At 72.5% G+C, this 13318-nt stretch carries 11 protein-coding genes; 5 read left to right on the top strand and 6 right to left on the bottom strand.

Annotation, left to right across the window (positions count from 1 at the left end; genetic code table 11):
• The first annotated feature begins 87 nt into the window (after positions 1–87).
• Positions 88–495 carry a winged helix-turn-helix transcriptional regulator gene (locus tag ACFYYN_RS02745; protein ID WP_500330340.1) on the top strand — a complete coding sequence of 136 codons (408 nt, stop codon included), beginning with the start codon at positions 88–90 and terminating at the stop codon, positions 493–495.
• Positions 496–645: 150 nt separating this feature from the next.
• A complete protein-coding gene (locus ACFYYN_RS02740; protein ID WP_500544416.1) occupies positions 646–1035 on the top strand; it encodes a hypothetical protein in 390 nt (129 codons plus the stop codon).
• 25 nt (positions 1036–1060) lie between these two features.
• Here ACFYYN_RS02740 and ACFYYN_RS02735 read toward each other — a convergent pair whose 3' ends face one another.
• Positions 1061–2518 (bottom strand): MFS transporter, encoded by a 1458-nt coding sequence (locus ACFYYN_RS02735; protein ID WP_500330343.1) that lies wholly within the window; start codon positions 2516–2518, stop codon positions 1061–1063.
• 18 nt (positions 2519–2536) lie between these two features.
• Positions 2537–2929, bottom strand: coding sequence for a MarR family transcriptional regulator (locus tag ACFYYN_RS02730; protein ID WP_499516868.1), 393 nt, complete (start codon positions 2927–2929; stop codon positions 2537–2539).
• Between the two features lie 205 nt (positions 2930–3134).
• Between ACFYYN_RS02730 and ACFYYN_RS02725 the strand changes: the two genes are divergently transcribed.
• Entirely contained in the window at positions 3135–3344 is a 210-nt protein-coding gene (locus ACFYYN_RS02725) for a ribbon-helix-helix protein, CopG family (protein WP_500330345.1), read from the top strand.
• On the opposite strand, the gene ACFYYN_RS02720 is transcribed toward ACFYYN_RS02725, so the two are convergent.
• Positions 3314–4774 carry an NCS2 family permease gene (locus ACFYYN_RS02720; RefSeq protein WP_500544415.1) on the bottom strand — a complete coding sequence of 487 codons (1461 nt, stop codon included), beginning with the start codon at positions 4772–4774 and terminating at the stop codon, positions 3314–3316. The genes ACFYYN_RS02725 and ACFYYN_RS02720 overlap by 31 nt on opposite strands.
• A gap of 148 nt (positions 4775–4922) precedes the next feature.
• On the opposite strand from ACFYYN_RS02720, the gene ACFYYN_RS02715 reads away from it, so the two are divergent.
• Together ACFYYN_RS02715 and ACFYYN_RS02710 are read left to right on the top strand one after the other, a co-directional pair.
• Positions 4923–5207 (top strand): DUF2530 domain-containing protein, encoded by a 285-nt coding sequence (locus tag ACFYYN_RS02715; protein ID WP_500544414.1) that lies wholly within the window; start codon positions 4923–4925, stop codon positions 5205–5207.
• 158 nt (positions 5208–5365) lie between these two features.
• The gene (locus ACFYYN_RS02710; RefSeq protein ID WP_500544413.1) at positions 5366–7789 is read left to right on the top strand and encodes an HAD-IC family P-type ATPase; all 2424 of its coding nucleotides are present in this window, start codon (positions 5366–5368) and stop codon (positions 7787–7789) included.
• Positions 7790–7819: 30 nt separating this feature from the next.
• Here the strand turns inward: ACFYYN_RS02710 and ACFYYN_RS02705 are convergent, their stop codons facing one another.
• The 3 genes from ACFYYN_RS02705 to ACFYYN_RS02695 form a co-directional block, all read right to left on the bottom strand.
• Complete coding sequence (locus ACFYYN_RS02705) at positions 7820–8575, bottom strand: calcium-binding protein (protein WP_500544412.1); 756 nt, start codon at positions 8573–8575, stop codon at positions 7820–7822.
• 182 nt (positions 8576–8757) lie between these two features.
• Positions 8758–9594, bottom strand: a complete 837-nt coding sequence (locus tag ACFYYN_RS02700) for a calcium-binding protein (RefSeq protein WP_500544411.1) — start codon at positions 9592–9594, stop codon at positions 8758–8760.
• 169 nt (positions 9595–9763) lie between these two features.
• A complete protein-coding gene (locus tag ACFYYN_RS02695; protein WP_500544488.1) occupies positions 9764–12919 on the bottom strand; it encodes a sacsin N-terminal ATP-binding-like domain-containing protein in 3156 nt (1051 codons plus the stop codon).
• Positions 12920–13318: the final 399 nt, after the last annotated feature.

Raw genomic sequence — 13318 nt, 5'->3', positions numbered from 1 at the left:
ATCACAAACCTAGGGAGAGCTACTCTCTACGGGTAAGTACGTACCTGGAAGTGCGTACCGAACCGAGGAGTCCGGAGGGGAGCCCCCATGGCGACGACCACCGCGTCCCAGCGGCGCGAGGAGGCACGCGTGGCCTACAACGCGTTCATGAAGGGCTGCCCGACGAACCAGTTGCTCATCCGGATCAGCGACAAGTGGGCCGGCCTGCTCATGGCCGCGCTCAAGGACGGGCCGCAGCGTTACAGCGACCTGGGCCGCCGCATCGCGGGCGTCAGCCAGAAGATGCTCACGCAGACGCTGCGCACCCTGGAGCGGGACGGACTGGTCGCACGGACCGTCACGCCGTCCGTGCCCGTGCGGGTGGACTACGCGCTGACGCCGCTGGGCGAGAGCCTGGCCGTGCTGTTCTCCGCCGTGAAGGACTGGGCGGAGGAGCACATCGAGGAGGTCGTCGAGGCCCGCGAGCGCTACGACGCCGGAGCGCGCACGTCCTGAGGCGGCCGGGGCCGCCCCGGTTTCGCCGATCCCCTGTGCCGTTCATCCGTTTTCGGGCATTCTGTAGAGCCGTTACCGGCCGTTTCGGCCTACTTCCGGCAGCGGGGGGACATCATGCCCGGTGGGGAGCGCGGTGCGCTCGGTCAGCTGGTGAGAGCGCTCAGCCTGGGGACGCTGGTGACCGTCTACGTCGCCAGCCTGCTGATCACCTACCGCCAGCTGCACACGAAACCCGTGCTGCAGGACGTCATCGGTGCCCCGGACTGGACCCGCGCCGTCCTGGTCATGGGACTGGTGATCGGCGGCGGGCTGGGCACGGCCGCGGCGATCGTCGACGACCGCCGCGAACTGCCCTCGTGGTTCCTGACCGCGGTGGGCGTGGTGGCCGCGCTGGCATGGAGCCTGTGGGCCTCGTCGAGCCTGGGCGAGGACTACGTGCACATGCTCTTCGCGGCCACCGCCCCGGTGACCGGCCTGCTGGTGTGGGCCGAGCTGATGCGGCAGTTCCGCAACCGGCGCCGGGTCCCCGGGACCGCCTGACCGTTCGTCCGGCCCGTGGCCGCGCTCAGGCGGCCACCGACTCCGACTCCCGCGGCACGAACTCGATCAGCTTGTGGTCCTTGCCGCGGTGCAGGTCGATCTTGAGCCGCAGACCGCCCAGCCGGGCCAGGAAGAGTCCGACGCAGGCCGCCGCCACCGCGGCGACCAGGCCGCCGGCCAGGAAGCCGGTCCGGGCCCCGAAGACGTCGGTGATCCAGCCGACGAGCGGGCCGCCCAGCGGTGTGCCGCCCACGAAGACCATCATGAACAGGCTCATGACGCGGCCCCGCATGGCGGGGTCGGTCGCGAGCTGGACGCTGGCGTTGGCGGTGGTGTTGAAGGTGAGGCCGAAGATGCCGATCGGCAGCATGAGCGCCAGGAAGATCCAGTACGTCGGCGCCAGTGCCGCCACGACCTCCAGCAGGCCGAACCCGAGCGCCGCGCCGACCAGCAGCCGCAGCCGGGTGCTGCCGCGCCGGGCCGCCAGCAGCGCCCCGACGACGGAGCCGACCGCGAGCACCGAGTTGAACAGGCCGTACATCCCGGCGTCGCCGTGGAAGACGTGGTCGGCGAAGGCGGTGAGCCAGATCGGGAAGTTGTACGCGAAGGTGCCGATGAAGCCGACCAGCACGATGGGCCAGATCAGCTCGGGCCGTCCGGCGACGTAGCGCAGGCCCTCGCGCAGCTGGCCCTTGCCGCGCGGCGCGGTGGGCACCTCGTACAGCTCGGAACGGCGCATGAGCAGCAGTCCGGCGAGCGGCGCCAGGAAGGACAGGCCGTTGAAGAGGAAGGCCCAGCCGCTGCCGACCGCGGTGATCAGCGCGCCCGCGACGGCGGGGCCGATGAGGCGGGCGCTCTGGAAGTTGGCGGAGTTCAGGGAGACCGCGTTGCGGACGTCGGCCGGGCCGACCATCTCGACGACGAACGCCTGCCGGCTGGGGTTGTCGACGACGGTGACCATGCCGAGCCCGAAGGCGATGGCGTACACGTGCCAGACCTGGACGGCTCCGCTGAGGGTCAGCGCGGCCAGGGCGAGGCCCAGCAGGCCCATGGCCGCCTGGGTGGCCAGCAGGGTGCGGCGCTTGGGGTAGCGGTCGGCGATGACGCCGCCGTAGAGCCCGAAGAGCAGCATGGGCAGGAACTGCAGCGCGGTCGTGATGCCGACGGCGAAGGAGGACCCGGTCAGGCTCAGCACCAGCCAGTCCTGCGCGATGCGCGACATCCAGGTGCCGGTGTTGGAGACGATCGCCCCACCGGCGAAGAGCCGGTAGTTGCGGTTGCGGAGCGAGCTGAACATGCCGCCGGGCGCCGGCGGCGCGGCGGGGCGGCCGGTGCCGGGGGTCCCGGGCGGTCCGGCGGCCCCCGCGGCGGCGTCGGCGCCCGCCGGGGTGGGAAGATCGGCCGGGTCGGCGGTGCCGGCCGGTCCGGTCCCCTCAGGGATGTTCGGTTCGGGTGCGGCCTGTGATGCGGCTGCCGAACTCAATCCGGTCTCGCCTCCTCGTCATCGGTTCCTTGCGTCGGCGTGAGCGAGCTTCTCCAGGACGGGCGCCGCCTCCCGGAGCACGGCGCGTTCCTCCTCCGTGAGGGTGGCCATGAGTTCGGCCAGGAACGCGTTGCGCCGGGCCCGGCTCTCCTCGAGCATCGCCTCCGCCTGCTCGGTCTGCCGGACGACGACCTGCCGCCGGTCGTCCGGGTGCGGGTCCCGGTGCACCAGGCCCTTGGACTCGAGCATGGCGACGATCCGCGTCATGGACGGCGGCTGTACGTGCTCCTTGCGGGCCAGCTCCCCGGGGGTGGCGGATCCGCAGCGCGCGAGGGTGCCCAGCACGGACATCTCCGTCGGGCTCAGCGACTCGTCGACCCGGTGGTGGCGCAGTCGGCGGGAGAGCCGCATCACGGCTCCGCGCAGCGTGTTCACCGCTGAGCGGTCGTCCTCGGACAGTTCGGTCACGTTCGTTAGATTAGCTCATTACCTATGCTAAGTAAAATTGCCGCAGCCGTGCCGCGTCCAAACGCATTCGTCAAGGAAGTCACCCATCCGGGTGAGTTCCGCCCCGAAAACGACGCATGCCCCGAGGGGCCCGCCGGACCCTTGGGCCATGGCTTCGAGAGTGCTCAGCATGCGCATAGACGGGGACCTGCTGGACCGTCTCCAGGCTCACGCCGCCAAACGCGGAATGAGCGTCCAGGACTACATCGTCCGGACGCTCATTCGCGATGACTTCGACGAGAGGCTCAAGGCCTCCGTCGACGAGACCGAGCAGTTCTACACGGCCGGTTACGTCAGGCCGAGCGCCGGCATCAGGTAGTAGAAGGCGAAGACCGCCGACACCGCGTAGAGCGCGGACGGCACCTCACGGCCGCGCCCCGCCACCAGCCGCAGCACGCAGAAGGTGATGAACCCGATGCCGATGCCGTTGGTGATCGAGTAGGTGAACGGCATGAGCAGCATCGTCAGGAACGCCGGGATGGAGATCGTGTAGTCGCTCCAGTCGATCTCCCGGATGCTGCCCGCCATGATCAGGAAGCCCACCGCGACGAGCGCGGGGGTGGCCGCCTGGGCCGGGACCATGGTGGCCAGCGGCGCGAAGAACAGCGCGACGACGAAGAGCAGACCGGTGGCGATCGAGGCGAGGCCCGTGCGCGCGCCCTCGCCGGCACCGGCGGTGGACTCCGCGTAGCAGGTGTTGGCCGAGCACGAGGTGAAGCCACCGGCGGCGGTGGCGATGCCGTCCACCATCAGCACCCGGCTCATCCCGGGCAGGTCGCCCTTGGAGTCCAGCAGGTGCGCCTCGTCGCTGACGCCGAGGATGGTGCCCATCGCGTCGAAGAAGCAGCTCAGCAGCACGGTGAAGACGAAGAGGATGCCGGTGAGCACACCGACCTCCTGGAAGCCGCCGAACAGGCTCACCTTGCCGATCAGCCCGAAGTCGGGGGTCGCGACCGGGTTGCCGGGCCACTGCGGGACGGTCAGGCCCCAGGCGGTGTCCTTGACGTTCGCCACCGCGTCGACGACGAGTGCGAGAACGGTCATCGCGACGATGCTGATCAGGATGGCGCCGGGCACCTTGCGGATGATCAGCCCGAGGGTCAGCAGCACGCCGAGGATGAAGATCAGCACCGGCCAGCCGGTCAGGTGGCCGCCCGCGCCCAGCTGCAGCGGGACGGTGGTGTGCGCGACGTCCGGGATGCGGGTCACGAAGCCGGAGTCGACCAGGCCGATCAGCACGATGAACAGGCCGATGCCGATGGCGATCGCCTTGCGCAGGCCGAGCGGCACGGCGCTCATCACCCGCTCCCGCAGGCCCGTGGCGACCAGCGCCATGATCGCGAGACCGGCGAGGACCACCATGCCCATCGCGTCCGGCCAGCTCATCTTCGGCGCGAGCTGGAGCGCGACGATGCTGTTGACGCCCAGACCCGCCGCCAGCGCGATCGGCACGTTGCCGATGACGCCCATGAGCAGGGTGGTGAAGGCGGCGGTCACGACGGTGGCGGTGACCAGCTGGCCGCCGTCGAGGTGGTGGCCGTACTTGTCCACGCCCGAGCTGAGGATGATCGGGTTCAGGACGATGATGTAGGCCATCGCGAAGAAGGTGGCCAGACCTCCGCGGATCTCCCGGGGGACCGAGGACCCCCGCTCGGTGATCCGGAAGAACCGGTCGAGCGCGCCGTGGGCGGCCGCCGGGGGCGGGGTCGGGGAACTGGGCACGACCTTGGCGGTGGTCGACGGGGACATGCGGGTCCTTGCGTGGGGGGCGGGAGCTTTTGGAGGTTCCTACGACTGAAACCGGCCAGTCTCGGACCGTTTCAGTATGAACATATGAGCGTCCCAAACGCTATCTCCGCGCGTAGACCGCCCGGGGCCACTGGGTACGCTGTGCGGTATGAGCAGCAGCAGCCACAGCAAGGGGACGACCGGGTTGCGCGAGGCGCCGGCACCTCTGGAGGCGAACGACGTCGCGACCGTCACCGTCGGGACGGTCATCTGGTTCGCGCTCTTCCTCGTCCAGCTCCCCTTCTACGGCTGGTACGCCGACCACGGCCACGCCTGGTGGATCTGGACCTGCCTGGCCGGCGGCGGCCTCGGGCTCATCGGCCTCTGGTACGTGCGTGCCCGCCGGGACGCCATCCGGCGGGCACGCGCCGCGGAGGACGCCGCACAGGACTGAGCCGGGGCCCGCGGGTTCCGCGGGCCCGGACCCCCGGCCTCCGGCTCCGGGTCCGTACCCCGGCGGCTACGCCCCCGGTCGTACGGCGCCCCGGAGATGTCCCCGAGAGCGACGGCCCGCCGCGCCGTCGGCGCCGCCCCCCACGTACCGTCGAAGCCATGACGGAACGCACGCAGCGGGAGGCGGCCGGGGTGCGACCGGCGACGCCCGGCGGACTGACCGCCGCCCAGGTGGCGGAGCGGATCGCGCGGGGCGAGGTCAACGACGTCCCGGTGCGTTCCTCGCGTTCCTTGGCCGAGATCGTCAGCGCGAACGTGTTCACCCGCTTCAACGCGATCATCGGCGTGCTGTTCCTGATCATCCTGGTGGTCGGCCCGATCCAGGACGGCCTCTTCGGCTTCGTCATCATCGCGAACACCGGGATCGGCATCTTCCAGGAGTGGCGCGCCAAGAAGACCCTGGACGGACTCGCCGTGATCGGCGAGGCGAAACCCACCGTGCGCCGCGACGGGGTCGCCACCCAGGTCTCCACCTCCGGGATCGTCCTCGGCGACCTCGTCGAACTCGGGCCGGGGGACAAGGTGGTGGTCGACGGCGAGGTGGCCGAGGCCGACAGCCTGGAGGTCGACGAGTCGCTGCTCACCGGCGAGGCCGACCCCGTCGTCAAGCGCCCCGGCGACCCCGTGATGTCCGGCAGCTTCGTCGTCGCGGGCGGCGGGTCCTTCACCGCGACCAAGGTCGGCCGGGAGGCCTACGCGGCGCAACTCGCCGAGGAGGCGAGCCGCTTCACCCTCGTCCACTCCGAACTGCGCAGCGGCATCAGCCAGATCCTCAAGTACGTCACGTGGATGATGGTCCCCACCGCGATCGGCCTGATCGTCAGCCAGCTCGTCCTGGAGGGCGACGACTGGCGCGAGGCGGTCCGCCGCATGGTGGGCGGCATCGTCCCGATGGTGCCCGAGGGGCTGGTCCTGCTCACCTCGGTGGCCTTCGCGATCGGCGTGATCCGGCTGGGCCGAAAACAGTGCCTCGTCCAGGAACTGCCCGCGATCGAGGGGCTGGCCCGGGTGGACGTGGTGTGCCTGGACAAGACCGGCACCCTCACCGAGGGCGGGATGGACGTCGCGGAGCTGCGGATGCTGGACGGTGTCCCCGAGGCGTACATCCGGCAGGTGCTCGGCGCGGTCAGCTCCGCCGACCCGCGCCCCAACCCCACCCTGGCCGCCGTCGCCGCGGCCTTCCCCGCCCCGGACGACGGCTGGCACGTCACCGACGCGCTGCCCTTCTCCTCCGCCCGCAAGTACAGCGGCGCGGCCTTCACCGAGCCCGGCGGGGAGCGTAGCGCCTGGCTGCTCGGCGCCCCCGACGTGCTGCTCCCCGCGGGCGACCGGGCGCTCGGCGCGATCGACGGCCTCAACGCCCAGGGCCTGCGGGTGCTGCTGCTCGCCCGGACGGGGAAGGAGCTGGGCGACCCGGCGGTGGGCGCCTCGGCCACCCCGGCAGCGCTGGTCGTCCTGGAGCAGCGGCTGCGCCCCGACGCCGCCGACACCCTGCGCTACTTCGCCGAGCAGGACGTGCACGCCAAGGTCATCTCCGGCGACAACGCGGTCTCCGTCGGCGCCGTCGCCGGGAAGCTGGGGCTGGCGGGGGCCGAGCGGACGGTCGACGCCCGCAGGCTGCCGGCCGAGCGCACGCAGATGGCGGCCGAGCTCGACCGGGGCACGGTCTTCGGCCGGGTCACCCCGCAGCAGAAGCGCGAGATGGTGGGCGCGCTGCAGTCCGGCGGCCACAACGTGGCGATGACCGGGGACGGCGTCAACGACGTCCTCGCCCTCAAGGACGCCGACATCGGCGTCGCCATGGGCTCCGGCTCCGAGGCGACCCGGGCGGTCGCGCAGATCGTGCTGCTCGACAACAGCTTCTCGGCGCTCCCGTCGGTCGTGGCCGAGGGCCGCCGGGTCATCGGCAACATCACCCGCGTCGCGACGCTCTTCCTCACCAAGACCGTCTACTCGGTGCTGCTCGCCCTGCTGGTGATCATCTGGCACGCGCCCTACCCGTTCCTGCCCCGGCACCTGACGCTGCTGTCCACGCTGACCATCGGCGTCCCCGCCTTCTTCCTCGCCCTGGCCCCCAACAAGGAGCGGGCCAAGCCGCTCTTCGTGCGCCGGGTCATGCGCTACTCCCTGCCCGCCGGGGTGATCGCGGGCGTCGCCACCTTCGTGACGTACATGCTCGCCCGCCACCACTACCGCGGCGCCGGCGCGCTGGAGGCGGAGACCAGCGCCGCGACGCTGACCCTCTTCCTGGTCGCGATGTGGGTGCTGGCGCTCGTCGCACGTCCCTACACCTGGTGGCGGATCGCCCTGGTCCTCACCATGGGCGCGGGATTCCTGGTCGTCCTGGTCACCCCGTGGCTGCAGGAGTTCTTCGCCCTCCGGCTGGTCGGCACGCAGGGCCCCTGGACGGCCGTCGTCGTGGCGGTGGCGGCCGCGGCGCTGCTGGAACTGGTCTGGCGCCGCGTCCGCCGCCTGGACGACGACGCCCCGCCGGAACAACAGCGGGCGCCGGGCCCCCGCTGAGGGGACCCGGCGCCCGGGGTGCGGCGGGTGCTACCGGACGTCGACGTAGTCGGCCGTGGCCGCGGTCCCGCCGGTGGTGGCGTTGGTGCCGAAGGCGTAGCGCCAGTAGCCGTCCACCGAGGCCTTGACGGTGGTCTTCAGGGCACCGGTGCTACCGGACTTCACGGTCTTGACCGTGGTGTAGGTGGTCGAGCCCTTCTTGCGGAACTGCAGCTGCACGGACTGGCTCGCGTAGCCGCCGTACTTGAGCGTGTCCCAGTTGGCCCGGGTCAGGGTGCCGGTGACGGTGATCGTCTTGCCCTTCTTCACCGGCTCGGGCGTGGCGTTCACGGTCAGGTGCGAACCGCGCAGCACCTTGATCGTGGTCCCCTTGTCGAGTTCCCTGATGTCCCCGTCCTTGCCGTCCAGTTCGGCGAGGACGTTCCAGGTGCCGGCCTGGGAGCTGGGCAGCTCGTCGAGCTTGGGGCTGACGGTGGCGGTGACGGTGCACGCGGTGGCGGAGCAGGTCTCAGTCTCGCCGAAGCCGGTGACGCCGCTCGGCGTGTCCAGGCTGGTGCCGCGCCACAGGAAGGCGCCGCCGTAGGCGAGGCCGCTGCTGTCGCTGCCGCTGATGGTGTACGAGATCTTCTTGTCGCTCGTGCCGACGACGATCGGCTTGCCGCCGTTGACGACGACCTTGGTGATGGCCGTGTCGCCTTGGGCCTCGTCCGCGTTGGCGGACGGTACGGCGAGGGCCGAGAGAGCCGCGGCCGTGCCCAGCACGATCGCGGCAGTACGTATGCGCATGTGTCCCCACTGAGTGGAACGAAGGGAAGAAATCCCCAGGTGAATGCCGAATGGCGGTGGAAGCCTACAGATCACCGGGGAATGGGCGGTTCAAGGACCGGTCAAGCGTGGGTGTGCGCAAGCACAGGGCGCCGGGCCCCCGCTGAGGGGGGCCCGGCGCCCGGTGGGTGGTGCGGGTGGGGTTACTTCACGTCGACGAAGTCGGCCGTGGAGACGGACGCGCCGCTGAGCGAGGTGGTGACGAAGTTGTAGCGCCAGTAGCCGTCCACGGACGCCTTGACGGTGGTCTTCAGGGCACCGGTGCTGCTGGACTTGACGGTCTTGACCGTCTTGTACGCGGTGGTGCCCTTCTTGCGGAACTGCAGCTGCACGGACTGGCCCGTGTAGCCGGCGTACTTGTGGGTCTCCCAGTTGGCCCGGGTGAGCTTGCCGGTGACGGTGATGGTCTTGCCCTTCTTCACCGGCTCCGGCGTGGCGTTGACCGTCAGCTCGGTGTTGCGCTTGATCTTCGCGGTGCCGGCGATCTCCTTCTCTACGTAGTCGCCGTCCTTGCCGCCGACCACGGCGTACACCTTCCAGGAGCCGGCGAGCGCGTTCTTGTAGAGGTCCGCCTTGGGGTCGATGGTGATGCTGACCTTGCAGGTGGAGGTGGTGGCGTTGACCACGGTGCAGGCGGCGTAGTCCGTGGGCGGGAAGAGGCCGCCGTCGATGCCGTCGTCGGTGAACGACGACCCGTGCCAGAGGAACGCCACGCCGCCGTCGATGCCGGCCGGGTCGGTGGCGGTCACCGCGACGGAGACCGTCTTCTTGTTGCTCGTCCCGAGGACGATGTCCTTGCCGCCGTTGACGACGACCTTGGTGATCTTGGTGTCACCCACGGACTCGTCCGCCCCCGCCTTGGCGGCGAAGGTCGACAGGGCAGTGGCGGCCGGCTTGTCGGAGGCCTGCGCGGCCGGGACTGCCAGCGAAGCGAGGGCCAGGGCGCCGGAAACGGCCGCCACGGTGGCGCGAATACGCATGCTTGAGAATCCCCCAGATGAAGAGGACGCCCGTCGAACTCCCCCGGACGAGGCGTCTCGAATGGTGAGAGGAAGAGAGTACGCGCGAACAGTCATCCAGCGGAAATGCTTTCGACATATCTCCCTGTGTGACGGCGGCCACTCGGTCCGTCGCCACTCAGCCACCCGCTCAGTCGAACCAGCGGTCGCGGGCCAGCTCCTCCGTGCGGGTCGGGTCCTCCAGCAGGGCGGCCACCTCGAAGCGGCGCTGCCAGGCGCCGGCCGCCCACGACAGACCGGCGGCGACGCCCTCCAGCGTGGCGGCGTGCAGGGTGCCGTCGATCCATCGCCAGTCGAGCTCGACGGTGCTGCCGTCAGCCGCCCTGACCAGCAGTTCCTCGTGCTCGACGTACGACAGGGGGGCGCCCGGGAGCAGCTCGCGGACCGCGTCCGCGACGTCGTGCGGCTCGCCCTCGGAGACGACCGGGGCATCGAGGGCCTCGCTGAGCCGGCGCACCTGGAACAGCTCGGCCAGCGCCGCGGCGCGGACCGGCGGCACCGGGAGCAGGGGCAGTCCTGCGGTGAGCGGGAGCAGGTCGGGCGCGTCCGCGACGAGGGCGTCCCCGGCGTCGACCACGCGCGGCTCGTGGCCGTCGACGACGGCCCGCAGCTCGTCGGGGAGGGTGACCTGCTCGGGTTCGAGGGTGCCCAGTTCCGAGTACAGCCGGTGCAGTTGGGCCGGGGTGACCGTGGAGCCCGGGTCGGCGAGCCGGGCGAGCAGTTCGGCGGCGCCGCCCGGCTCGTCCAGCAGGGCCGTGACGGACGTGCGCACGCCCAGGGCGCGCAGCACCTGGTCGTCCACGGCGCCGGCCTCGGCGTCCTCGTACAGCCCGTCGAGCAGCGGGTCGCCGCCGGCCGCGCGCAGGCCGACCGGGCGGCGGCCGTCGAGGACCGGGTGGTCGCGCAGCCACCAGGCGGTGTAGGGCCGTACCGACTCCGTGGTGCCGTCGGGCAGCAGGACCCGCACCGGCTGGGTGACCGCGTCGCGCAGTGGCGGCACGGAGAGCATGGCCAGCGCCTGCGGCCATGCGTCGTCGGCGACGAGGTCGAGGTCGCGCACGGCGACGATCTCGGTGGCGACCGGCGGCACGTCGGTGTCAGGCAGTTGGTCGAGGACGTCCTCGCACCACACGTCGACCGCGTCGAGCAGTCCGGCGTCGTCCGGCTCGGCCCAGTCGCTCTCGCGCGGCTCCAGCTCGTCCGGGTCGAGCACCACGTCGGTGGCCCGTACCAGGGCGAAGGTGGCGAGCACGCCGACCGCGGTCAGCGGTTGCTCGCCCCAGCGGGCGGCCAGGTCCTCGTCGACGGAGCCGAGCTCCCCCTCCCGGATGACCTGCTCGAAGGCACTGCCCGGCAGCACCAGTTCACCGGCGGGGGCGAGCTCGCCCTCGTCGTCGGTGAGGGCGAGGGCGGCCAGCCACGGCTCGTCGCCGGGGGCGAGGTTCGCGGCCCGGACCAGGCCCAGGACGACCTCGGCCAGCTCCTCCGCGTCCAGCGCGGGCGCGTCCTCGTCCCAGGCCTCGTCGGCGTCCAGGGACGCGGCCACCGCCGCGCGCACCTGCGGGGTGGTGAGGACGGCGCGCGGGGTCGCCGGGGTGGCCCCGAGCTTCTCCAGCAGCGGGTGCGCGGCCGCCGGGTCGGCGACCTTCAGGCCCAGCCGGGCCAGCTCCGAGGCGGCGGGCAGCCCGGTGCTGACCGGGGCGGCCCCCTCGGCGTAGACGCTGTCCATCTCGGGGAGCGGCAGCAGCACCTGGCGCGGTCCGACGACGGTACGCCGGTCGGCCAGCGGCACGGGCAGCCCGCTCAGCCGGTCCGGGTCGGTGCCGGCCAGCGAGTCGTACAGGCGGTGCCACCAGTCCGCGGGGCGCTCCACCCCGGCGAGCCGGTCGATCGCGTCGCCCAGCGGCAGCCGGGCCACCCCGAGGACGCGCAGTTCGGGGCGGCGCTCCAGCCCGGGGGGCAGCAGCGTCGGGAAGACCTCCGCCAGCACGCGCACGGTCTCCGCGCCGGTGCCCTCGACGACCTCGGCCTCCACCGGGCGCAGCGCGGGCGGCAGTTCGTCCTCGCCGTCCGTGCCCGTGACGTCGGCGGCGCGCGGCAGGAAGGCGGTGCGCGGCAGCCGCTCCTGCACGTGGCGGCGCAGTTGCGCGTCCAGCTCGCCCTTGCCGAGCGGGCCGGGCACCAGGTCCACGATGCCCGCGCTCACCGGTCGCCAGTCCGCCAGCAGCCGTACGTAGAGCTCGGCCGCCCGCGCGACCAGGAAGTCGGTGAGGGCGCCGGGTGCGGCGTGGCGCCGGCTCGGGTCCAGCGGCAGCGAGGCGATGAGCAGCGCGGGCAGCCCCAGCGGCTCGTCCGTCGGCGTCGGGGCGTGCACGAAGGGCGCCGTCCGCGGCCGCTCGGGCGCGCCGTCCTGGCCCACCGGGACGGCCCAGGTCACCGACCACACCGGGCGCAGCCGCTCCTCGACCGGGCGGTCGCTCAGCAGCGCCGCCTCCAGCGGGCCCGCGTCGCTCACGGTGCGCCAGCGGGTGGTGCCGCCGGCGCTGTCCACGACGACGGTCAGCCCGTCCTCCTGACGCCGGCTCAGGGTCCGTACGCCCTCGGGCGTCTCCACGACCACCTCGGTCAGGCCGGGCAGGGACAGCAGCAGCGCGTCGTCGATCGCGGCGAGCAGGCTCGCCGCGAGGTCCGCGGCGGCGCCGTCGCGCAGCGGCAGCACGACGCACGTGTCGTAGCCGTCCGGGGCGGTGCCCTCGGCGGGCAGCGGCAGCCGCAGCAGCGGTACGTGGCCGTCCCGGCGGCGCAGTTCGTCGGTGAGCCCCGGGGAGCGCCCACCGGTCTCCCGCGCGAGGTCGCGGGCCTCGGCCAGCGACCAGCGGACGCCGCCGCTGCGGCTGAGGATCGCGGGCTCGTCGCTGACCGCGAGCACGGCGGAGAACCCGACGCCGAAGCGGCCGACGGCCAGGGCGCCCTCCTCGCGCTTGGAGCTGGCGCGCAGCGTCGACAGGGACTCCACGCCCGCGGCGTCCAGGTGGGCCCCGGTGTTCGCGGCGGCGAGCACCCCCTCGCGCAGGGTCAGCCGCAGGCGGCCGGTCACCCCCGCACGGGTCGCCGCGTCGGCGGCGTTCTGGGCCAGCTCGACGACGAGACGGTCGCGGTAGCCGCCGAGCGCGAGGTCCTCCTCCGCGTTGGCGTCCTCCCGGAACCGGGCGGGCGACGCGGCCCACGCGTCCAGCACGGCCCGCCGCAGCCGTGCGGTCCCGAACGGATCTGCGCCCCGGTCCATCGCGGTCCCGCTCACGTCGTCTTCTCCCTCACGCGGTGTCGCATGCCCTGCCCTGTGCGAGTGACGCTACCGCGTGGGCTGTCGCCCGGTCGTCCCGCACGCGCCCGCCCCGGGGGACGCCGCCCCGCGCGGGCCGGGGCCGGCCACGGTGCCCCCTGCGGTGGGCCGCCCCCGGCCCTGCTCGACCCCGGACATCGGCCGCCGGCGGAGCCGGCAACGTGGGCCGAACTCCCGGCCGGGAAACGGCAGCCGTCACCGGTGACCCACCCTCGACCGGAGCGCCCGGACGGCAGCCCGCGCAACCCGGGCGCGGGCGTCAGCCGTGGCCGAATCACCCAACCGGGACGACCAGCGCCCAACGGCCCCGGTGGGCCCCGGACCAGGCCCGACGCGGACGGA

Source organism: Streptomyces sp. NPDC001902, assembly GCF_042891295.1.
In the GTDB taxonomy this organism is placed as follows: Bacteria; Actinomycetota; Actinomycetes; order Streptomycetales; family Streptomycetaceae; genus Actinacidiphila.
This window is presented reverse-complemented; position numbering and strand designations above follow the sequence as displayed.